At 60.7% G+C, this 22,820-nt stretch carries 17 protein-coding genes; 8 read left to right on the top strand and 9 right to left on the bottom strand.

Annotation, left to right across the window (positions count from 1 at the left end; all coding sequences use genetic code 11):
• Positions 1 to 241: 241 nt before the first annotated feature.
• The 4 genes from ACKPCU_RS03810 to thiI form a co-directional block, all read right to left on the bottom strand.
• Positions 242 to 1,300 carry an HD domain-containing phosphohydrolase gene (locus ACKPCU_RS03810; RefSeq protein ID WP_321350034.1) on the bottom strand — a complete coding sequence of 353 codons (1,059 nt, stop codon included), beginning with the start codon at positions 1,298 to 1,300 and terminating at the stop codon, positions 242 to 244.
• Positions 1,290 to 4,154 carry an ATP-binding protein gene (locus ACKPCU_RS03805; protein WP_321350032.1) on the bottom strand — a complete coding sequence of 955 codons (2,865 nt, stop codon included), beginning with the start codon at positions 4,152 to 4,154 and terminating at the stop codon, positions 1,290 to 1,292. Before ACKPCU_RS03805 ends, ACKPCU_RS03810 begins: the two co-directional genes overlap by 11 nt.
• A 181-nt stretch (positions 4,155 to 4,335) precedes the next feature.
• Positions 4,336 to 6,147 carry a translational GTPase TypA gene (gene typA, locus ACKPCU_RS03800; protein WP_321350031.1) on the bottom strand — a complete coding sequence of 604 codons (1,812 nt, stop codon included), beginning with the start codon at positions 6,145 to 6,147 and terminating at the stop codon, positions 4,336 to 4,338.
• Between the two features lie 154 nt (positions 6,148 to 6,301).
• Positions 6,302 to 7,768 carry a tRNA uracil 4-sulfurtransferase ThiI gene (gene thiI / locus ACKPCU_RS03795; RefSeq protein ID WP_321350029.1) on the bottom strand — a complete coding sequence of 489 codons (1,467 nt, stop codon included), beginning with the start codon at positions 7,766 to 7,768 and terminating at the stop codon, positions 6,302 to 6,304.
• Between the two features lie 313 nt (positions 7,769 to 8,081).
• Between thiI and glnA the strand changes: the two genes are divergently transcribed.
• The 5 genes from glnA to trmL all read left to right on the top strand — a co-directional run bounded on the left by glnA (position 8,082) and on the right by trmL (position 13,935).
• Positions 8,082 to 9,485, top strand: a complete 1,404-nt coding sequence (gene glnA, locus ACKPCU_RS03790) for a glutamate--ammonia ligase (protein ID WP_104736498.1) — start codon at positions 8,082 to 8,084, stop codon at positions 9,483 to 9,485.
• A 144-nt stretch (positions 9,486 to 9,629) separates the two neighbouring features.
• Positions 9,630 to 10,265, top strand: coding sequence for a DUF4124 domain-containing protein (locus ACKPCU_RS03785; RefSeq protein ID WP_321350027.1), 636 nt, complete (start codon positions 9,630 to 9,632; stop codon positions 10,263 to 10,265).
• Positions 10,266 to 10,568: 303 nt separating this feature from the next.
• Positions 10,569 to 11,648: a nitrogen regulation protein NR(II) gene (gene glnL / locus ACKPCU_RS03780; RefSeq protein ID WP_104736500.1), complete on the top strand. Its 1,080-nt coding sequence runs from the start codon at positions 10,569 to 10,571 to the stop codon at positions 11,646 to 11,648.
• Positions 11,649 to 11,771: 123 nt separating this feature from the next.
• A complete protein-coding gene (gene ntrC, locus ACKPCU_RS03775) occupies positions 11,772 to 13,214 on the top strand; it encodes a nitrogen regulation protein NR(I) (protein WP_104736501.1) in 1,443 nt (480 codons plus the stop codon).
• A 256-nt stretch (positions 13,215 to 13,470) separates the two neighbouring features.
• A complete protein-coding gene (trmL, locus tag ACKPCU_RS03770; RefSeq protein ID WP_104736502.1) occupies positions 13,471 to 13,935 on the top strand; it encodes a tRNA (uridine(34)/cytosine(34)/5-carboxymethylaminomethyluridine(34)-2'-O)-methyltransferase TrmL in 465 nt (154 codons plus the stop codon).
• A gap of 173 nt (positions 13,936 to 14,108) precedes the next feature.
• On the opposite strand, the gene ACKPCU_RS03765 is transcribed toward trmL, so the two are convergent.
• Positions 14,109 to 15,086, bottom strand: coding sequence for an NADPH:quinone oxidoreductase family protein (locus ACKPCU_RS03765; RefSeq protein WP_104736503.1), 978 nt, complete (start codon positions 15,084 to 15,086; stop codon positions 14,109 to 14,111).
• A 173-nt stretch (positions 15,087 to 15,259) separates the two neighbouring features.
• On the opposite strand from ACKPCU_RS03765, the gene ACKPCU_RS03760 reads away from it, so the two are divergent.
• Positions 15,260 to 15,664, top strand: a complete 405-nt coding sequence (locus ACKPCU_RS03760; protein WP_321350024.1) for a flagellar basal body-associated FliL family protein — start codon at positions 15,260 to 15,262, stop codon at positions 15,662 to 15,664.
• Between the two features lie 29 nt (positions 15,665 to 15,693).
• On the opposite strand, the gene gshA is transcribed toward ACKPCU_RS03760, so the two are convergent.
• The 3 genes from gshA to ACKPCU_RS03745 all read right to left on the bottom strand — a co-directional run bounded on the left by gshA (position 15,694) and on the right by ACKPCU_RS03745 (position 20,088).
• Positions 15,694 to 17,271, bottom strand: a complete 1,578-nt coding sequence (gene gshA / locus ACKPCU_RS03755) for a glutamate--cysteine ligase (protein ID WP_321350023.1) — start codon at positions 17,269 to 17,271, stop codon at positions 15,694 to 15,696.
• A 77-nt stretch (positions 17,272 to 17,348) separates the two neighbouring features.
• The gene (locus ACKPCU_RS03750) at positions 17,349 to 17,753 is read right to left on the bottom strand and encodes a PaaI family thioesterase (protein ID WP_321350020.1); all 405 of its coding nucleotides are present in this window, start codon (positions 17,751 to 17,753) and stop codon (positions 17,349 to 17,351) included.
• 4 nt (positions 17,754 to 17,757) lie between these two features.
• A complete protein-coding gene (locus tag ACKPCU_RS03745) occupies positions 17,758 to 20,088 on the bottom strand; it encodes a Tex family protein (RefSeq protein ID WP_321350018.1) in 2,331 nt (776 codons plus the stop codon).
• A gap of 194 nt (positions 20,089 to 20,282) precedes the next feature.
• Here ACKPCU_RS03745 and ompR point away from each other — a divergent pair, with 194 nt between their 5' ends.
• Both ompR and ACKPCU_RS03735 read left to right on the top strand, forming a co-directional pair.
• Positions 20,283 to 21,005 (top strand): osmolarity response regulator transcription factor OmpR, encoded by a 723-nt coding sequence (gene ompR / locus ACKPCU_RS03740; RefSeq protein WP_104736507.1) that lies wholly within the window; start codon positions 20,283 to 20,285, stop codon positions 21,003 to 21,005.
• Entirely contained in the window at positions 21,002 to 22,309 is a 1,308-nt protein-coding gene (locus ACKPCU_RS03735; RefSeq protein WP_229744327.1) for an ATP-binding protein, read from the top strand. The genes ompR and ACKPCU_RS03735 overlap by 4 nt, the downstream gene beginning before the upstream one ends.
• A 13-nt stretch (positions 22,310 to 22,322) precedes the next feature.
• On the opposite strand, the gene ACKPCU_RS03730 is transcribed toward ACKPCU_RS03735, so the two are convergent.
• The gene (locus ACKPCU_RS03730; RefSeq protein ID WP_321350013.1) at positions 22,323 to 22,799 is read right to left on the bottom strand and encodes a chemotaxis protein CheW; all 477 of its coding nucleotides are present in this window, start codon (positions 22,797 to 22,799) and stop codon (positions 22,323 to 22,325) included.
• Between the last annotated feature and the right edge of the window lie 21 nt (positions 22,800 to 22,820).

Here is a 22,820-nt window from a genome sequence, read left to right as displayed (position 1 = left end):
GTTTTTGTTGTTGGGTACATCACGATCCGGCCTGCGCCGTTTCGGACCTCGGGTTGCCTGAGCGCTACTCTAGCGCCGCTCCCGACCAACACCAGCACCCATTCAGGTGACTTACCGGCAAATCCACCCTTTCGGGCGATGGCCGCTCCGGCAGCGGCCAACTAGTATCCTGTCTGCAATAAGCGAATCCCGTTGCCCGCCGCTCGGACCTCAGGTTGCCGCCTACACGAGCCAACGCCGATCAGGGGTCGCTCAGCGATGCCCTGATGAACTCGATCTCGTCAAATAGTCCAGCCATGATTTCCACCCCTGCTGGGTCAAAATGCTTACCCGACTGGGCAAGAATGTAGGCCTGTGCCTTCTCTGCGCTCCAGCCTTGTTTATAGGGTCGCGAACTGCGCAGCGCATCATAGACATCGCACAGCGCAACGATGCGCGCCGAAATGGGTATTTCTTCCCCCTTGAGCCCGCCTGGATAGCCGCTGCCATCCCACTTCTCATGGTGATTGAGCGCAATTTCCGCAGCCAGCTCCAGCAAGGACGATCGACCGCTATCGGCAAGAATGTCGTGCCCGATACGCGCGTGCCGCTTCATGATGTCGAACTCGTCCTCAGTCAGCTTGCCCGGCTTGAGCAGAATATGATCAGGTATGCCAATCTTGCCAACATCATGCATGGGCGCGGCGAGCCGCAACAACTCTACCCAGGTCGCTGGTGCGCCAATCGCCCGTCCTAGCAAGGCGGCAGTTTCACCTATCCGCATAATGTGGTTGCCGGTCTCGTTATCCTTGTAATCTGCCGCCCGGGACAGCGCCCGAATCACCGCCTGGTAACTGTCACGCAACCGCGCAGTGCGCTCCTCGACGCGCATTTCCAGGGTCTCCCGCTCCTGCTGCAGCAGGCGATGGGCGAAACTCAAGTCCAGACAGTTGCGCACGCGCAACAGCAGCTCAGGCAAATCAACCGGCTTGGTCAGGTAGTCGTTGCCACCCAGGTCCAGGCCGCGTCGACGACTCACGGCGTCACCCAACGCCGTTACCAGTATTACCTGCTGCGCACTGCGATCGCGGTCGCGCAGCGCCTCCAGAATGGCAAATCCGTCCGGCGCCGGCATGTCCAGGTCCAGCAGCAACAGATCCCAACTGTTCTGCTGCAACCAGGTCAGCCCCTCGGCAGAATTGCTAAAGCCCTTTACCTGACCAAGACCCATAGTGTGCAGGCTGGATTGGAGCAAGCGCAGGTTGGCCGGGACATCGTCAATCACCACCACGGTCGCACGACGCAAGACGTTACTCAGCATGGCCAGCCTCCCGTTCCAGCAACACGTTCACCAGCGCGTCAAACTCGTCACTGTCCAGAGGCTTGCGCACCAGCCCCTGACACTCACTTACCAGTTCATGGACCGACGCCAAATTCGGTGCATCGGCCAGCAGCAGCACTGGCAACGCCAGGCCCGCCTGCAGCTGACGCAACCGCTGCAGCACCGATACAGTAGAGGAATCCACCACTGCATCATCGATCAGCACCAGGGAAGGAGGGCTCTCCGCGGCCTGCTCAAGCAACTTACCGGCGTTGCCGACCCGAAGCTGCGCCCGCTCCCCGAGCACCTCACGCACCTGCTCAATCAACACTTCATCATCGCTGAGGCAATAGACCAGCGGCCCACCGGACCTAGGCAGGGCTGGCGCCGCGCTCAGCGGCAATTCAACCCAAAACCGGCTGCCGACCCCAGGCTCGCTGTGCAGGCCAATGTCTCCTCCCATCGCGCGGGCGTACTCACGACAGATGGACAAGCCGATTCCAGTTCCCTGAATAGCGGTGTTTTCCCGACCCAGTCGCTGGAACGGCTCAAACAACAGCGCCTGATCCTCGGGCTCGATACCCATGCCCGTGTCCTCGACCACCAGACGCAGGCGAGCGCCAAACACGTCAGAGTACAACCGCACACTGCCCCCGACGGTGTTGTATTTCTTGGCATTCGACAGCAGGTTGATCATTACCTGACGCAGCCGCCGAGGATCCGCCATCACGGTCACCCCCTCGGACGGCGGCACAACCTCAAAGGACAAGCCCTCCTGGCTGATCGCGAGCCGCACCATTTCGGCACTTTCATTCATGATCTGGGCAACATCGGTCGGCATCAGCTGCACGCGCCGGGCATCTACCTGAATGGCTGACCAATCGAGGATGTCACTTAACAGCGTATTGAGGTGCCGGCTTGCCAGCAAGATTTCCTGAACGTATTCCGAGGGTTGCCCACTTTCCTGACTGTCGAGCTCCATCAACTGGGCAAAACCGAGAATCGCGTTCAACGGCGTACGCAGCTCATGACTCATGCTGGAGATGAATCGCGCCTTCGCCAGGTTCGCTGCCTCTGCTTCGTGGGTCGCCGAACGCAAGTCACTTTCAATGTGCTTGAGATCATCGATGTCCACATGAGTACCGGCCAGCAGCAGTACCTCGCCGGTAGCCGGGTCCTGCTCAAGGACACGGCCACGGCTGAGCAACCAGTGATACACCCCCTGAGCATCAGCAAACCGGAATTCCGCAGCATACTGTGCGCGGCTGCGCAAAGCCGACTCCTCCGCGCTCAAGACTCGGGCTCGATCATCGGGGTGAATCCGGGCGCGGAACATGTCCAGCGGCACACGCCCGGCTGGCAGCCCGAAGCGCGCGCCAAAGCGCCCGCGCAGCTCTATTTCCCGGTCACCGACGTGCCACTCCCAGATGCTCTCGGTGGTACTGTCGAGCACCAGCTCAATACGCTGTTGGGCGGTACGATTGAGTTCCTGGCTGCGCTCCAGCTGCAATCCAATTTCATGGGTGTGGCGCGCCATGCCGTCGAGTTCGGCGATTTCCGAGTGCACCGGCTCCGAGCGCCAGCGCTCGGCACCGATGTCTGTCATCATTCGAGATATCCCTTCAATCGGAACCAGCAACCGCTCCGTCAAACCTCGGGCCCGAATCCACAGAAATGCAAAGAACACCACATAGAAGGCGATCAAACCGGCGATCAGCAGCATGCCTATCTGTCGATAGTGGCTCGCCATCTGATTGGTCTGAGCAAACAGCAACTCTTCATCCACGACCGTCAACAATTGCCAGCCGGTTTGCTCGACTTCGGTCCAACCCACCAGTAGCGCCTTGTCATTAAGCATCAACTGCTGCACACCGTTGCTACGTCCCTTCAGCACCGCGGCCAGATCAACTGTTTCCGCGCGCTGAGCCAGGTTGAAGTCATCCGGCTTGAATATTTCCCGGCGAATCGCATCCTGATAGGAGTGCGTGGTCAGCTCACGCAAGCCGAAATCCCGCTCGGCGGGCGCAGGCATGGCCATGATGTTGAGGTCCTGACTGACCAGCATGGCATAGCCGTCCCAGGACACCGGCAGGCGGTTGATCTCGGTCAGAATGCCGTCGACGGTGATGTCGACACCCACCACTCCCTCAAGAAAGTCGCCACGGTAAACCGGGGCGATCGCCGACATCATCCAGCCCTGACCGGCCGGGTCCAGATAGACATCCGTCCAGACCACCCCCCTGCTCGGGTTATGCTCGGCGTCCGCTAGATAGTAGAAGTTGTAGTCCGGGATCACCATGTCGTGCGGATACTGATCCGCGGTGGCAAACCAAGGGTAGATGTGGTTGTAGTTATCCCAGCTATTGAAGTAAACACTGGCAATCAGCGGGTTGCTCCGCTGCACCTCACGCATGACCGGATCAAGCGTCGCCATGCGATGGATCTTGTTCCTGTCCTGCCGAGCCGGCGGCGTTGCGCCCGAGTAAAAAAACGCGCTGCCGCCATTGTCGGCCGGGCTGTAGGTCACGCCACTGTCGATGGTTTTAACAGATACCGGCGGGGCAACCATGGGCACCGTCAATGTCTCCGCCACCAGATTGCGATAGCCATTGGCCAGCGACGCTACCTGCTCAAGACGAGCATTGATCACCCGCGCCTCCAGCCGGGCTGCGCCGCTCAGCTCTGTCAGCGCAGTCTGCCGTAGATAGGCAGTCTGCTCGTCACGAATTTCGGAGTTACTGAACAGGTAGATGGCAATCAGCGCCGCCTCCACCAGCACCAGCGGTACCAGCGCACTGCGAATAAAGGCGCGCCAGATCCACTGCTGCAGTCCGATGTGCCGATTTCCACCCATTATTGTTATCCCCGAGCAAACGATGCGAGAAGGCTTTTTGATGTCAATATAATATCACGCAGACGATTCAGAGCTCCCCCTCAAACAGTAGCCATTGGTCGCACATCCCGCCAACTCGGACCCGCAGACATGAAAAAACCCGCGCCGGAATCCGGGGCGGGTTTTTCAGTCGCGGCGAGGCTCAGCTCTTGCTGGCACGCTTGCGGTCGGTCTCGCTCAGCAGCTTCTTGCGCAGGCGAATCGACTTCGGCGTCACTTCGACCAGCTCGTCGTCATCGATAAACTCCAGCGCCTGCTCCAGAGTGAACTTGACCGGCGGAACCAGCTGAATGGTCTCATCCTTGCCGGAAGCGCGCATGTTGTCGAGCTTCTTGCCCTTGGTCGGGTTGATGACCAGGTCGTTGTCACGGCTGTGGATACCAGCCAGCTGGCCTTCATAGATATCCTGACCCGGCTCCAGGAACAGCTTGCCGCGATCCTGCAGGGTTTCCAGCGAGTAGGTCAGTGCCTTGCCGGTTGCCATGGAGACCAGCACGCCGTTCTGGCGGTGGCCTACTTCACCCTGCTTGACCGGGCCGTAGTGGCTGAAGGTACTGGTGATGATGCCGGTACCCGAGGTCATGGTCAGGAAGCTGTTGCGGAAGCCGATCAGGCCACGTGCCGGGACAACGTACTCCAGTCGAATACGGCCCTTGCCATCCGGAACCATGTTGCCCAGGTCGCCCTTGCGCAGACCCATCTGCTCCATGATCGGACCCTGGTGCTGCTCTTCGATGTCGATGGTAACGTTCTCGTACGGCTCCTGCTTCTCGCCGTCGATTTCCTTGATCACTACCTCAGGACGGGAAATACCCAGCTCGAAACCTTCGCGACGCATGGTTTCGATCAGCACCGACAGGTGCAGCTCGCCACGACCAGATACTTTGAACTTGTCAGCGCTGTCGCCTTCTTCAACGCGCAGAGCCACGTTGTGCAGCAGTTCTTTTTCCAGACGCTCTTTGATGTTGCGGCTGGTGACGAACTTGCCTTCTTTACCGGCGAACGGCGAGTCATTGACCTGGAAGGTCATGCTTACGGTCGGCTCGTCGACGGTCAGCGCCGGCATAGCTTCAACGTTTTGCTGATCGCACAGGGTGTCGGAGATGAACAGCGGGTCAAAGCCGCTGATGCAGATGATGTCGCCAGCCTGAGCTTCTTCAACTTCAACGCGCTGCAGACCGTGGTGACCCATGATCTTCAGGATACGGCCGTTGCGCTTCTTGCCCTGCGCATCGATAGAGGTCACCGGCGTGTTGGTCTTGACCTTGCCGCGGCGGATACGACCGATGCCGATCACCCCCAGGAAGCTGTTGTAGTCCAGTGCCGAGATCTGCATCTGGAACGGGCCGTCGAGGTCAACGTCCGGAGACGGCACGCGATCAACGATGGTCTGGAACAGCGGGGTCAGATCCTCGGCCATTTCTTCCGGGTCCATACCAGCAATACCGTTGATTGCGGAGGCGTAGACGAACGGGAAGTCTAGCTGCTCGTCGGTAGCGCCGAGGCTGTCGAACAGGTCGAAGACCTGGTCGATAACCCAGTCAGGGCGGGCACCCGGACGGTCAATCTTGTTCACGACAACGATCGGACGCAGGCCGGCCTGGAAGGCCTTCTGGGTTACGAAGCGGGTCTGTGGCATCGGACCATCAACCGCATCAACCAGCAGCAGTACCGAATCAACCATGGACATCACGCGCTCAACCTCGCCACCGAAGTCGGCGTGGCCGGGGGTGTCGACGATGTTGATGTTGTAGCCGTTCCACTTGATGGCGGTGTTCTTCGCCAGAATGGTAATGCCGCGTTCCTTTTCCTGGTCGTTGGAATCCATGATCCGCTCGGAATCCAGTTCCTTGCGATCCAGGGTACCGGACTGACGCAGCAGAGCGTCGACCAGCGTGGTTTTGCCGTGGTCAACGTGCGCGATGATGGCGATATTGCGGAGATTCTCGATCACTGTGAGCGTCCTGGGTGATGCGGCGACAGCCGGCATACTGAAAAAAAGAGGGGGGCATTATACAGACCCAAAGGTGACAATGGGTGTTTTTTGTTCAAAACACCCTGCCATTACTTCAATTGCGCCGAGCAGAACAGCTGCCCGGTGATGCTATTCAGCGCTTGCTGCTGCCGCCCGGCCGCAGCACACGTACATTGCCGTGACCTTCATCCAGCAGATATTGGGCATGCAGCTGACTCATGACCCCTTTCTCGCAATACAGCAGATAGGCGCGAGACGGGTCGAGTTCGGCAAAACGACTATTGAGGGTATAGAAAGGAATCGACTGCACTTCCACCCCGTCCAGCTGCAGCGGCCTTAGTTCCTGCTCATCGGGGTGGCGGATGTCGATAACGATCTGGCCGGTCAGTGCCTGCTCGACAATTTCGACCGGCGAGCCGCCTTCCATCATCTCGCCCAGCTCGCTGCACTCGCTGTAGGCGGCATTCTCCACCGCCTGCGACAGCACCTCAAAGTTGAATCCGGCTTCAGCCGCCTCAACCCGCGCCACTGTGGTGCGAATAGCCGGACTGACGGAGATCACCCCGCAGTACTCAGGCATGCTGCTGGAAAATTCCAGCGTGCCGATACGCCGGGCCACATCGATAATGTCCAGCTTGCTGGTGGTAATCAGCGGACGAATGACCAACCGCTCTGCCACCTTGTCGATAACACTCAGGTTCGGCAGCGTCTGACTGGCCACCTGGGCAATGGCCTCGCCGGTGACTAGAGCATCGATGCCCAAGCGGTAGGCTACCCGGTCTGCGGCACGCAGCATCATGCGCTTGAGCACCACACCCATCTGGCTGTTTTCAACGTTCTGCAGAATCTCGGCAACCACCCCTTCAAAGGGAACGCTGACAAAGCGCAGGCGGTGACTGGTCGCATAACGCTCCCACAGGTAATGCGCAACCTGACGCACACCCAGCTCGTGGGCTCGGCCCCCCAAATTGAAGAAGACGAAATGCGGAAGCAGGCCTCGCTGCAGCATCTGATAGCTCGCCACCGTGGAGTCGAAGCCGCCTGACAGCAGGCTAAGCACCGGCTCCATGGTTCCCAGCGGGAAGCCGCCCATACCTTCGTGACGCGCCTGGATCAGATAAATTTTCTGATCACGAATCTCGACATGCACTTCCACTTCAGGATCTTTCAAGGACACACCGGCTGCGCCGCAGCGGGTATTGAGCGCGCTGCCCACCTTGATCGCGACATCCTGCGAGCTGAACGGATGGCTACCCACCCGCTTGCAGCGCACCGCAAAGGTCTTGCCGCGCAATTGATCGCCGACATTGGCCACACAGAGCTCGATTAACTCATCGATGGTGCCGAGCGGATACTCGTGCACCTCGAAGCAATGCGAAATGCCCGGCGTGTTGCGCAACCGTTCGATACAGCGCTGCTGCAGCGCCGGATCAGGCCCCAGATTGACTTCGAGACTGTCCCAGTTCCCGTTGACCCGGGCTTGCGGGTCAACCGCCGACAGCACCTTTTTTAAGTTGCCCTTCAATTGGGCAATGAAACGCTTGCGAACCTGACGGCTCTTGATGGTGATTTCCGGGAAAAATTTGATGATCAGTTTCATGGGGGGCTGGCATATCGTGCGCAAAGCGCTGCATTATACGCGCAGCAGGCGCTCAGCGCTCGGCTAACTGCCGTGCAGACAACGCACCAACTTGGCGCACACTCACCATTGAATGCACCAACAAGGTGCTCCAGAATGGTGCGCATCACCAAGTTTCAGAGCAAAAAGCGCCAAATACGGGGCTCACAGGCGATGCTCCGAAATGGCACACCTTTTGCTCACTTGTAATGCAACCGAGCAGCGGCCTGTCCGCTGGACGTTATATAAGGTGCCAGACCGGCTGTCTGGCAAACGATTCCTTTTGGAGGAAACCATGTCGAAAGCGATGCAACTGATCAACGAGCATGACGTGAAGTGGGTAGACCTGCGCTTCACCGACACCAAGGGCAAACAGCAGCACGTCACCATGCCGGCCCGTGATGTCAACGAAGACTTCTTCGAAGACGGCAAGATGTTCGACGGCTCCTCGATTGCCGGCTGGAAAGGTATCGAAGCGTCCGACATGATCCTCATGCCCGATGACAGCACCGCCGTTCTGGACCCGTTCACCGAAGAGCCGACCCTGATCATCGTCTGCGACATCATCGAGCCCTCCACCATGCAGGGCTACGAGCGTGACCCGCGCGGCATCGCCAAGCGCGCCGAAGAATACATGAAGTCCACCGGTATCGGTGACACCGTATTCGTTGGTCCGGAACCGGAATTCTTCGTCTTCGACGAAGTGAAATTCAAGTCCGACATCTCCGGCTCCATGTTCAAGATCTTCTCCGAGCAGGCTTCCTGGAACACTGACGGCGACTTCGAGACTGGCAACAAAGGCCACCGTCCGGGCGTCAAAGGTGGTTACTTCCCGGTGCCGCCGGTCGATCACGACCACGAAATCCGTACTGCCATGTGTAACGCCATGGAAGAAATGGGCCTGACCATCGAAGTTCACCACCACGAAGTGGCAACTGCTGGCCAGAACGAAATCGGCGTACTGTTCAACACCCTGGTGAAGAAAGCCGACGAAGTACAAACCCTGAAGTACTGCGTACACAACGTTGCCGACGCGTTCGGCAAGACCGCTACCTTCATGCCGAAGCCGCTGTACGGCGACAACGGTTCCGGTATGCACGTTCACATGTCCATCGCCAAAGACGGCAACAACACCTTTGCTGGCGAAGGTTACTCCGGCCTGTCTGACACCGCCCTGTACTTCATCGGCGGTATCATCAAGCACGGTAAGGCACTGAACGCGTTCACCAACCCGTCCACCAACTCCTACAAGCGTCTGGTCCCGGGCTTCGAAGCTCCGGTCATGCTGGCCTACTCCGCCCGCAACCGTTCCGCTTCCATCCGTATCCCGTACGTTTCCAGCCCGAAAGCCCGTCGCATCGAAGCACGCTTCCCGGATCCGGCTGCCAACCCCTACCTGGCCTTCGCAGCACTGCTGATGGCTGGCCTGGACGGCATCCAGAACAAGATCCACCCCGGCGATGCGGCCGACAAGAACCTGTACGATCTGCCGCCGGAAGAGTCCGCGCTGATCCCGCAGGTATGTGGCAGCCTGAAAGAGGCACTGGAAGCGCTGGACGCAGACCGCGACTTCCTGACCAAGGGCGACGTGTTCACCAACGAGTTCATCGACGCTTACATGGAGCTGAAGAGCGCCGAAGAGATCAAGGTTCGCACCTTCGTTCACCCGCTGGAATACGACCTGTACTACAGCGTCTGATCCAGAGACAGGCAACTGTCACCCAAAAAAGGGGCGCCCGGTCGGGCGCCCCTTTTTTACGTCTGTCGCCAAGGCAGACCAAGGCAGTTGCCAGCTTTCCCGGACGGTGCCAGCATGAGCAGATGTCTCAAGGAGAGTACGACAATGCCGCGCAAGCTTATCTTTGCCCTGTGCAGCGCGCTGATCTTCAGCCAGAGCGCCACTGCCGAGATCTATACCTGGACCGATGCCGAAGGCAACACCGTCTACTCGGACCAGCCATCCCCCAATGCCAAGCGCATTGAGATTTCCACGCCCAACGCCATGGATGCACCGCGCCCTGCTCCGACCTATAACCAGAGCAGCAGCACCACCGGCAATGCGGCAACAAGCCAAGGACGCTACCGCCGCCTGGAAATCACCAGCCCTGCCAACGACAGCGGGGTACGGGCCAACGACGGCAATCTGGTCCTCGGCATTGCCATTGACCCGCCGCTGCGAAGCGGAGCGCTGCTTCGGGCCCGAGTCGATGGCACCCTCTCCACCCAGGCACTGCCGGGCGATGGCCAGAACGAGGCCAGCCTGACCCTGCCCAACCTGGATCGGGGGTCGCACCAGATTGAAGCGGTGATCACTGACGCCAGCGGCCAGGAATTGATCGCCAGCAGCCCGATCACCGTCCATGTGCAGCGCACCTCGTTAAACCAGCCCGGCCGAATCAACTCACCCAACCAGGCACCGCGGGCGCCGGCCGCACCGACAGCGCCGAACGTGCCCAAGCCACCCGCCAGCACCCCCTGACCCACCCCCCCAGCGCGAATGACGAGCGCACCAAATCGGTGCATACTCGTCACTCGCGACTCCAATTCGCGCACCGTTCCAATGCGCCCAGCCGATATCCACTAGCCCAACGAACGACTGAAACGTCCGCTCAAGGCCCTCGTCGGCAGCGGGAACACCAGCAAACACCGGGCCTGCGCACGCGCCTGAGCATTCCGGGAGCCACTCGTCACAGAAACGGGCAACGGATTATCCATCTCTCCCGGAATACGCCCCGAATTGGTTCGCTTCTTGCATTTCCTTGCCCAAACGACGGATATAGCCATGCTGCCAGACCGATTTCTACGCCAGATTCTCGATAACCTGACCACTGCCGTGCTGCTGCTGGACAGCGACCTGCGCCTGAGCTTCATGAATCCGGCGGCGGAAATGCTGCTGGCAGTCAGCGGACAACGGGTATATCAACAGCCCTTGCAAGGGCTGTTCACTGATAGCGCGGCAGCCCTCGATTCGCTGCACAACGCGGTTGAGAACGGCCACCCTTTTACCAAGCGCGAAGCCCAGCTAACCCTTGGCAACGGCCAGAGCATGATGGCTGATTATTCGGTCACACCGATCATTGCCGCCAACCGCAACTGGCTGCTGATGGAACTGTATCCACGTGATCGCCTGCTGCGTATCACCAAGGAAGAGGCCCAGCTGTCCAAACAGGAAGTGACCAAGGTACTGGTGCGCGGCCTGGCCCATGAGATTAAGAATCCGCTCGGAGGCATTCGCGGCGCGGCTCAGCTGCTGGCCCGAGAACTGCCGGAAGAGAGTCTGAAAGACTATACCGACGTGATCATTGAAGAGGCCGACCGGCTGCGCAATCTGGTCGACAGCATGCTTGGCCCGTACCGGCCACCCGCGCTGCGACCGATCAACATTCACGAGATCACCGAGCGGGTCTGCAGCCTGATCGAGGCCGAAACCCAGGGCGCCCTGCACATCAAGCGCGACTACGACCCGAGCATCCCGGATGTCCAGGCCGACCGTGAGCAACTGATCCAGGCGCTGCTGAACATTGTCCGCAACGCCATGCAGGCACTCGCCGCCAATGGTCCGCTTGAGCAGGGCCAGATCACCCTGCGCACCCGCACGCTGCGCCAGTTCACGATCGGCCAGACCCGCTACCGACTGGTTTGCCGGGTTGAGGTGATCGACAACGGCCCTGGCATTCCGGCCGACATCGCCGAGAGCATCTTCTACCCCATGGTCAGTGGCCGGGCCGAAGGAACCGGGCTTGGCCTGTCGATTACCCAGAACATTATCAGCCAGCATCAGGGCCTGATCGAATGTGACAGCGTGCCGGGAGAAACCACTTTTACCCTGTTCCTGCCACTGGAACAGGAGGGGGCCGACTGAGATGCAGCCACGCCCCCATGACAACACCAGTGCTGCCCCGACGGCAGCGCGACCTTACGCATTCTTGCCTCTGCGCAATGCCTCAACTGCCTGCCGGTGAAACCGGAACTGGAGAACTGTTTTATGACCCGCTCACAGAATCGTGCCGAGAACGTCTGGATCGTTGATGACGATCGTTCCATCCGCTGGGTACTAGAGAAGGCCTTGCAACAGGAAGGCATGGAGCCGGTCGCCTTCGATAGCGCAGACGCCGCACTGGCACGCCTGCAGCGTCAGCACCCGGATGTTCTGATCAGCGACATTCGCATGCCTGGCACCAGCGGTCTGGACCTGCTGGCGACCGTGCGCGAACGTTATCCGAAACTGCCGGTCATCATCATGACTGCCCATTCCGACCTGGACAGCGCCGTCGCCTCCTATCAGGGTGGTGCGTTCGAATACCTGCCCAAGCCATTTGACGTAGACGAAGCCGTTGCTCTGGTACGCCGTGCTCTGGCCCATACCCACGAGCAGGAGGCGCAGGAAGAAGAAACTCTGCAGACCCGTACCCCTGAGATCATTGGTGAAGCGCCGGCCATGCAGGAAGTCTTCCGCGCCATTGGCCGTCTGTCGCACTCCAATATTACCGTGCTGATCAACGGTGAATCCGGTACCGGCAAGGAGCTGGTCGCCCACGCTCTGCACCGCCACAGCCCGCGCTCGCACAATCCCTTCATCGCCCTGAACATGGCGGCGATTCCCAAGGATCTGATGGAGTCCGAGCTGTTCGGTCACGAGAAAGGCGCTTTTACCGGCGCCGCCGTGCAACGCCGTGGCCGCTTTGAGCAAGCCGACGGCGGCACGCTGTTCCTCGACGAGATCGGCGACATGCCCGCCGAAACCCAGACCCGGCTGCTGCGTGTACTGGCCGATGGCGAATTCTACCGGGTCGGTGGTCACACACCGATCAAAGTCGACGTGCGCATCATCGCCGCCACCCACCAGAATCTGGAAGGGCTGGTGCAAGCTGGCAAGTTCCGCGAGGATTTGTTCCACCGCCTCAACGTCATCCGCATCCATATTCCCAAGCTGGCCGAACGCCGCGAAGACATCCCGGCCCTGGCCCAGCACTTCCTCGCACGCGCCGCGCAGGAACTGGCCGTCGAGCCGAAGACCCTGAAGCCGCAAACCCAGGACTACCTGCGCAACCTGCCGTGGCCCGGCAACGTGCGCCAGCTGGAAAACACCTGCCGCTGGATCACCGTCATGGCGTCCAGCCGCGAGGTATTGATCGAGGACCTGCCCCCGGAACTGCTCACCCAGCACCAGGACAGTGCGCCGGATGGGCACTGGGAGCACGGATTGCGCACCTGGGCCGATCAGGAACTGGCTCGCGGCGTCACCAACCTGCTGGATATCGCGGTACCCGCATTCGAACGCATCATGATCGAAACGGCCCTCAAGCACACCGCCGGCAGACGCCGCGATGCCGCGCAGTTACTGGGCTGGGGCCGAAATACCCTGACCCGCAAAATCAAGGAACTAGGCATGAATGTCGACGGTTCCGACGACGATGAAAGCGAATAAAGTACACCTGCAAGGAAACTGGCACGCTTGATGCTAAATGACTAATGGGTGTATTTGGGGTGACCTCGGTTCAGGCAGGCTGGGGTCGCCTTTTTTTTGAGCTGCAAGCCTCGAGTTGCAAGCCTCAACCCAAACCCTTCCAGCCTTCAGACTAACACCAACGCTCGCAGCACCACGGACTGCTTGCGGCTTGCCGCTTGAAGCTTGCCGCTCCAACCGGGTAGCCTACCGCTCCGCCCTTGCGTAGCCGCCAGCCATGTTTCATATCGCCCTGCTCGAACCCGAAATCCCGCCGAACACCGGCAACATCATCCGCCTGTGCGCCAATACCGGCTGCCAGTTGCACCTGATCGAGCCACTGGGCTTTGAACTGGATGACAAGCGCCTGCGCCGCGCCGGGCTGGATTACCACGAGTTTGCCGCCGTACGCAGTTACCCGGATCTGACCAGTTGTCTGGAACAGGTGCAGCCGAACCGAGTGTTCGCACTGAGCACCAAAGGCACCCGCTGGTTCAGTGAACCCGAGTATCAACCGGGCGACCTGTTCCTGTTCGGGCCGGAGAGCCGCGGCCTGCCAGCTGACGTACGTGAATCACTGCCAACCGATCAGGTGCTGCGTATTCCGATGCAGGCCAACAGCCGTAGCCTGAACCTGTCCAACAGTGCAGCAATACTGATCTACGAGGCCTGGCGCCAGCAGGGGTATGGGGGCGCGCTTTAGCGCGCCCAGCCGCAAGCCGCTCAGTCTGTCCCTGGCATTGATGCTGCCACATGGTATTTAGGGATTAGAGTGTCGTCGCGCCCATGAAAAAACCCGCGCGATTCAACACCGCGCGGGTTTTTCTTGTACCTTGCCGCTTGTGGCTTCCCACCAGGGCCAGCCTGCGGCTGGCGTTAGCGGGTCTTGACGACCACTTTGCCCACCGCCTGACGGGTGCTGAGGATGTTCAGCGCAGCTTCGTACTCGTTCAGCTCGAAGGTCTTGGAGACCAGCGGCTTGAGCTTGCCTTCGCTGTACCAGCGAAACATTTCCTGGAAGTTCTCCAGATTGACCTGCGGCTCACGGGCAGCAAAGGCACCCCAGAACACACCCACGATGGACGAGCCTTTCAGCAGCGCCAGGTTGACCGGGAATTCCGGGATACGGCCGCTGGCGAAGCCAACAACCAGCAGACGGCCTTTCCAGTTGATGCAGCGCACGGCTTCGTCGAACAGGTCGCCACCGACCGGATCATAGATCACGTCAGCGCCCTGGCCGTTGGTCAGTTCCTTGACCGCATCCTTCAGGCTGACTTCGCTGTAGTTGATCAACTCGTCAGCACCAGCGGCCTTGGCGACTTCCAGCTTTTCAGCGCTGGAGGCAGCAGCAATGACGCGCGCGCCCATGGCTTTACCCAGTTCAACCGCAGCCAGACCAACGCCGCCAGAAGCGCCCAGCACCAGCAGGGTTTCACCCGGCTTGAGTTCGCCACGCTGCTTCAGCGCGTGCATGGAAGTACCGTAGGTCATGCTGAAACCGGCGGCGGTAACATAATCCATGTCGGCCGGCATTGGCAGCACGCGCATCGCGTCGGTAGCGACCTTCTCGGCAAAACTGCCGAAACCGGTCAGACCCATTACCCGATCACCGACTTTCAGGTGTTTGACGTTCTCGCCAACACTGGCAACCACGCCAGCCGCTTCACCACCCGGGGAGAACGGGAAAGGCGGCTTGACCTGATACTTGCCTTCGATGATCAGGGTGTCGGGGAAGTTGACGCCGGCAGCGTGGATGTCGATGACGACTTCGTTTTTCTTGGCAACCGGATCAGCAGTCTCTTCCAGCACCAGACTGCTGGCAGGGCCGTAGGCTTTGCACAGTACCGCTTTCATTGTTGTCTCCTTGGCTTAAGCTGAGCAATGGCGACAGTCTAGACGTGAACCCGGCTACAGGGTCAATCACCATGCCCTGAAGTGATAGGTTCGCATAAGGTCAAAGGCACGGCTATTTGGCGCTTAACCGCACCTCGGCTATCCTGTGCGCACTTTAATGGAGTTTCAGTCCGATGCATCGCAACCCCCTCACTACCCTGCTGCTGGCCCTGACGTTAATTGCTACCCCGGTTCTGGCGGAAGAGGAAGCCGCAGCCCCCACAGCCCAATACGTCCAACTCAAGCCCGCCTTCGTTGGCACCCTGGGCGCCGGCCCGCGGATTCAGTATCTGAAGGCCGATGTCGCACTGCGCACTGACGACCCGGCTGCGGTCGAGCGTATCCACTACCATGACGCGCTGATCCGCAACGCGCTGGTCTTCCTGTTCAGCGAACAGCTGCCAGAGAACCTGAGCACGCTGGAAGGCAAGGAAGCACTGCGGGCCAGCGCGCTGGCCGCCGTACAGAAGGTACTGGAAGAGGAAGAAGGTGACCCGTTGGTCGATGACCTGCTGTTCACCAACCTGATCGTGCAGTGACAACTGCGGGGGCTTAGGCCCCCGGTGTATCAGGCCTGCTGACTCAGATAACGATCCACAAAGGTATCGAAGTCGACGTCATCTGCCGCTTCAATCGCTGCCTGCTCCGTCAGTGATGCGGCCGCCTCAGCGGCCATTCGCTCCTGCGCATCGCTATCCAGCGGGCGGGCACGAAAATTCTGGCTGTGCTCCTCGGATTGCGCTAGGGCAAAGCGGAAGAAGCTGTCGCCGTGCTCGGCAATCGCCGCCAGCACCTTGGCCGACGGCGTCAGCGACGCATCCTTGAGCTTGGCGCGCTGAACAGCAACGGACTCCAGAAACGCCGAACCGCCCTGTGACTGGTCAAGCAGTTCTGCGCAGGCGGAAATTCCGTCCAGCAAAGACTCGCCCCAACTGACCAGGCTGCGTTCGCTGCCATTGTCGCTCAACATCAGGCCGGGCTCGCGGCCGCGCTTGACCGCCAGACTGAAGTTACCCGCCGCCTGCTCACACTCGCTGTCGCTCAACTCGGGGCTGTCGTTGATCGCGCAGAACAGCAGGAAACTGTCGAGGAAACGAGCTGTCGCCGGCTCGATTCCGAGCGGCACGAAGGGATCGATATCCAGGCAGCGAACCTCGATGTACTCGACTCCGCGCTCACGCAGGGCATGCACCGGCTTCTCACCACTGTTGGCGACCCGCTTGGGGCGGATCGGGCTGTAGAACTCGTTTTCGATCTGCAACAGGTTGGTATTGAGCTGCTGCCATTCACCGTTGGCGTCATGGGTACCCAGCGCCTCATACGGAGCGTAAGGCAGGCTGATCGCATCCAGCATGCTGTTGATGTAGTTGTCGAGACTGTTGTAGCAGACGTTCAGACCGGACTGGGCGTTGTTGTTGTAGCCCAGGTCGCTCATGCGCAGGCTAGTCGCCCACGGCAGGTACAGACTGTGCTCACCCAGCGGCTGCAGCCGGTGATCTCGACCTTGCAGGAAGCTGGCACATACTGCGGGAGAGGCACCGAACAGATACATCAACAACCAAGCATAGCGGCGGAAATTGCGAATCAGTGCGAAATAACGCTCGGACTGATAGTCCTGCGCGCTGCGGGTATCGCCCTCTTTAGCCTGCATGACCTGCCACAGCTGTGGCGGCAGCGAGAAGTTGTAGTGAATGCCGGCAATGCACTGCATCGCCTTGCCGTAACGCACCGCCAGGCCGCGCCGGTAAACGTATTTCAGAGTGCCAACGTTGGAGGTGCCATACCAGGCAATCGGAATCGCCTCATCGGTGGCCGGCAGACGACAGGGCATAGACTCGGTCCACAGCCGCTCATCGCCCAGTTCGCCATAAGTAAAGCGATGAATTTCGTCCAACTGGCCGAATAGCTCCTCGATCCCCTTGCTGACCGGCGTAATCAGCTCCAGCAGCGCTTCGGAGTAGTCGGTGGTGATCCGTGGATGGGTCAGCGCTGAACCCAGCGCCTGCGGGTGCGGCGTCTGCGCCAGCGTCCCGTCGGCGGAGATACGCAGACTTTCTTTCTCGATACCGTGCTGACAGTCGCTCAGCAACGAGCGGTTCGCGGGTGTCGCCAGCAGGGCGAGGCGTTCACGGAGCAGTGGTGACAAAGCGTCACTCCTTAGGCAATGGATCGACGTACGTCGTCGACCCGTTTAATCAGTATAGAAAGACCGCAGGGCGCCGCTCAGATACGAGCGAAGGTCCCCAGACACTTGGCTACCAGCACGCCATCCTGCCACACCTCACCGTCCACGACGATGGTGCGCGTACCGGTGTGCATCACCTTGCCGGTGCATTCCAGCACACCGCCGGTAACCGCCCGGGTGTAGTTGATCTTGCACTCGATGGTGGCGGTGCTTTCGTGCGGTTCCAGCACACTGAACGCGGAAGCGCCCATCGCCGAATCCAGCAGGGTAAACACCACCCCGCCATGCACCCGGCCGGTGGAGTTGAAGTGCTTATCGTCGATAGGCAGGCGCAGGGTACATAACCCACGCTCAATCGCGGCAAACTCGATGCCTACCAGGGCGGTGAAGGCGCTGCTGCGCTCGGCGGCAAAGGCGGCCAATGCCGGATGCAATTCGCTCATGGGATCATTTCTTCTTCAGATTTTTGGCATTGGCAAAGAGGTTGGCGAAGGTGCCGCCCGCGTCGGCCGGGCGCGCACTGTTACCGCCGGCGTTGCCGCGCGGTGCGCCCTGCCGACCACGATTGCGCTCACCCGGCTGTTGGCGTTCGCCGGCAGGCTGAGGCTTGTCGTCCAGGCGCATGGTCAGGCTGATGCGCTGACGCGGGATATCCACCTCAAGTACTTTAACCTTGACGATGTCACCGGCCTTGACCACGTCACGCGGGTCCTTGACGAACTGGTGCGAAAGCATGGAAATATGCACCAGACCATCCTGATGCACGCCGATATCGACAAAGGCACCGAAGTTGGCCACGTTGGTAACCACCCCTTCCAGCGTCATGCCCGGCTTGAGGTCCTTCAGGCTCTCGACCCCTTCCTGGAATTCGGCCGCCTTGAACTCGGGGCGCGGATCGCGACCGGGCTTGTCCAACTCGCGCAGGATGTCGGTAATAGTCGGGATACCAAAGTGTTCGTCGGTGTAACGCGCCGGTTCCAGCTTGCGTAGGAAGGTCGAGTCACCGATCAGACCGCGGACATCACGGCCGGTCTGATCGGCAATCCGCTCGACCAGCGGATAGGCCTCCGGGTGCACCGCCGAGGCATCCAGCGGGTTGTCTCCGTTCATCACCCGCAGGAAGCCCGCGGCCTGCTCAAAGGTCTTGTCACCGAGGCGGCTAACCTTGAGCAGCTCGCGGCGATTGCGGAAGGCACCGTTGCTGTCGCGGTAATCGACGATGTTCTGGGCGATGCTCGGGTTCAGGCCGGAAACCCGGGTCAGCAGCGCCGCGGACGCGGTATTCAGATCGACGCCGACCGCGTTCACACAGTCCTCAACCACCGCGTCCAGCCCGCGTGCCAGCTTCACCTGAGAAACATCGTGCTGATACTGGCCGACGCCGATTGCCTTGGGCTCAATCTTCACCAGTTCGGCCAGCGGGTCCTGCAGACGGCGGGCGATGGACACCGCGCCACGGTAGGTCACGTCCAGATCCGGAAACTCACGGGCCGCCAGCTCGGAGGCCGAGTACACCGACGCGCCCGCCTCGGAGACCATCACCTTCTGCATTTTCTGCCCGCTGCACAGCTTGATCAGGTCGGCAGCCAGCTTGTCGGTTTCACGCGAGGCGGTGCCGTTGCCGACGGCAATCAGGTCAACCTGATGCTTGCTGCACAACGCCGCCAGGGTCGCCAGCGAGCGGTCCCAGTCATTGCGCGGCGCATGGGGGAAGATAGTGGCGGTGTCGAGCAGCTTGCCGGTGGCACCAACCACCACCACCTTGACCCCGGTACGCAACCCCGGGTCGAGGCCCAGCGTAACGCGCGGGCCGGCCGGGGCCGACAGCAGCAGGTCTTTCAGGTTGCTGGCGAATACGCGGATCGCCTCGTCTTCGGCGGCTTCGCGCAGCTCGCCGAGCAGTTCGGTTTCCAGATGGCCAAGCAGCTTGACCCGCCAGGTCCAGCGCACAACCTCGTTGAGCCAGCGATCAGCCGCGCGGCCCTGATTGACGATGCCAACGGTCTCAGCCACCAGTGCCTCACAGGGATGCATGGTGCCCGGCGCCGGTTCGGCGTCGCCCAGTTCCAGGGCGATGCTCAGCACGCCCTCGTTGCGGCCGCGCAGAATCGCCAGCGCGCGGTGCGACGGCACCTTCTTCAGCGGCTCATCGTATTCGAAATAGTCGGAAAACTTGGCGCCTTCCTGCTCCTTACCTGCCACCACACGAGAAACGACACGACCGTCATCACGCAGCGCGCCGCGCAGGCGCTCCAGCAGGCTGGCATTCTCGGCAAAGCGCTCCATCAAGATGTACTTGGCCCCATCCAGAGCGGCCTTGGCGTCCGCTACGCCCTTATCGGCATCAACATAACCGGCAGCGGTGCTCTCCGGATCCAGCGTCGGGTCAGCAAACAACGCATCAGCCAGCGGCTCCAGGCCCGCCTCAATGGCGATCTGGCCCTTGGTGCGGCGCTTGGGCTTGTAGGGCAGGTAGAGGTCTTCCAGCCGGGTCTTGGTGTCGGCCTCGCGAATATCGCGTTCCAGCTCCGGGCTCAGCTTGCCCTGCTCGGCAATGCTCGAGAGCACCGCGGTACGCCGGTCTTCCAGTTCACGCAGATAGCGCAGGCGCTCTTCGAGATAGCGCAACTGGGTGTCGTCCAGACTGCCGGTTACTTCCTTGCGGTAACGGGCAATAAACGGGACGCTGGCGCCCTCGTCCAGCAGGCTGACGGTAGCGGCGACCTGCTCGGGGCGAACCGACAGTTCACTGGCGATGCGCGAGGCAATACTCTGCATGGGGAGACACTTCCACTCTTGGCTATGACAGGCCGGGCAGTATAACCGACAGATGCGCCCGTGGTCGGCCTTCATAAAGCGGCTGGATGATGGCGTCATAACAGGGTAAAAAGAAACCTCTTGTAACAATGGCCAGCCCGCAAGCTACGGGGGCTGGGTCACAATGCAGGCTCACTCACTCCGATAGGTGATACATGGCTGACGAAGGCGAAAAAATTCTGATTGTCGATGACGATGTGCGTTTGCGACGGCTGCTCGAGCGCTTTCTCGGCGAACAGGGTTACCGCGTTCGCGCCGTGGAAGATGTCGCTCAGATGGACCGTCTGCTGGCCCGTGAAATCTATTCGCTGATCGTGCTCGACCTGATGCTGCCCGGGGAAGATGGCATGAGCGCCTGCGCACGCCTGCGGGCCGAGGGCAACACCACGCCGATCATCATGCTGACGGCCAAGGGCGATGAGACCAGCCGCATCCAGGGGCTGGAGATCGGTGCCGACGACTATCTGCCCAAGCCGTTCAACCCCCGCGAGCTGGTTGCCCGCATGAAGGCTGTACTCCGTCGCCAGGCGCCGCAGGTGCCGGGTGCGCCGAGCACTGACGACGATCAGGTCACCTTCGGTGAGTTCACTCTCAACCTCGCGACCCGTGAACTCAAGCGCGGCGACGAGGTGAACATGCTGACCACCGGCGAGTTCGCCGTGCTCAAAGCGCTGGTACGTCACCCGCGCGAGCCGCTGACCCGTGACAAGCTGATGCAGCTGGCCCGTGGTCGCGAGTGGGATGCACTGGAACGTTCGATCGACGTACAGATCTCCCGCCTGCGCCGCATGCTTGAACCCGATCCGTCCAAGCCGCGTTACATCCAGACTGTCTGGGGTGTTGGCTACGTCTTCGTGCCGGACGGTCAGAATACGTGAAGGGCGGACCCGGCTGGCACCCATTGTTGCCACGTAGTTTCTTCGGCCGCACCATCCTGCTGGTGCTGATTGTCACCCTGTTTTCCCAGGTGCTGACGCTGATCTACCTATTGAGCAACGAGGACCTGCTGGTTGACCGCCAGTACAGCCACGGCACCGCGATGCTGGTCCGCGCCTACTGGGCCAGTGGACCGGATGCGCGCCGCGACATCGAGGAAATGACCGGTATCCGTATCATGGTGCCCGAGCAGGTGCCGCAGGGTGAGGTGCACTGGCCTTACTCCGGCATCTTCACCCATCAGCTGCGTGACGAGCTGGGCGATCAGACAGAGGTTCGGGTGCAAACCCAGGCGCAACCGGCGGTCTGGATTCACCAGCCGATCTACGGCAACTACTGGCTCAAGGTGCCGCTGTACGCCCATCCACTGCGCGGTCAGCGGGTCTGGCTGGTGGTCACCTGGCTGGCGCTCATCGGCATGCTCTCGACTGCCGCCGCCTGGCTACTGGTGCGTCAACTCAACCATCCACTGAAGATGCTGGAACGCGCTGCCCAGCGTATCGGTCGCGGCCAGAGCGTGCGACTGCTCGACACCAGCGGGCCGTCGGAGATTTCCGAGGTGTATCGGGCGTTCAATCAGATGTCACAGGACGTCGAGCAGGCCAACCGCGACCGTACCATGCTGCTGGCCGGCGTTTCCCACGACCTGCGCACCCCGTTAACCCGCATGCGGCTGTCGTCCGAGTTGCTGTCAGACGCCGAGCCTGAACTGACTGACGGCATGATTCGCGACATCGAGGACATGGACGCCATCCTCGAGCAGTTCATGAGCTACATTCGTGACGGCAGCGCCGAGCCAACCGAGGAAGGAGACATCAACGAGCTGATTCGCGAGGTAGTCGCCCCGCTGAACAGCAATGGCGAGGTGGTCAGGCTGTGTCTGGCCGAGGTACCCCACCTCACCTTCCGTCGACTGTCGCTCAAGCGCGTACTGATCAACCTGATCGATAATGCGCTGGTGCATGGCGGCACCGGCGTTGAAGTCTGCACCTACGTCACCCGCGTTGGCGCCGAGCGCCTGCTGACCGTCAGCGTGCTGGACCGCGGCCCCGGGGTAGAGATTCTCGAAAACGATGCCCTGTTCAGCCCCTTCATTCGAGGTGACCAGGCCCGGTCGACCAAGGGAACCGGACTGGGGCTGGCCATCGTCAAGCGAATTGCCGATAGCCACGGCGCACAGGTGCAGCTACTCAATCGGGTCGGCGGCGGTACCGAGGCGCGACTGAGCTTTCCGTTGAGTGACTGAGCGGCGGTGCTGCTCAGCTGGCCCGGCGCAGCAGCCCCGCCTGATCCAGCGCCTGTTCCAGCGCCTGCAGATCGGGGATCAGTAGATCCTGCGGCTCATCGCTCAGGCTGACCTGCTGCAGCGTCCACTCGGTTGCACTAGCCGTTGTCGTCAGATCACCACGCTGCAGCTTGCGGGAACGGGGAATGCCCCAGACCCGCAGCGCAATGAAATGCACCCCGGGCGTACCACCAATGGCGTTGAGAATCAGCGTCCGCGGCGATACTTCCGGGGCGTCTGCGGTGTAGCCCATCAACAGGTCGATATCCACCATCGGCACCTGCTGTTCACGCCACAGGGTCCAGCCGAGGAACCAGTCCGGCCCATGGCTGGCCGCCTCGCTCAGACGGAAGCCCACCAGCTCGGCCACTGCCACGTTCGGCAGCAGCAACGACTGCTCACGCAGCGGTACGATCAAGCTGTTCAGTGTCTCCAGCGCATCAGACGCCATGTCCCCATTCCCTCATGATGA

The organism is Halopseudomonas oceani, assembly GCF_963677335.1.
GTDB lineage: Bacteria > Pseudomonadota > Gammaproteobacteria > Pseudomonadales > Pseudomonadaceae > Halopseudomonas > Halopseudomonas oceani.
The sequence above is the reverse complement of the archived record's forward strand: the minus strand, read 5'-3'. Positions and strand labels throughout refer to the sequence as shown.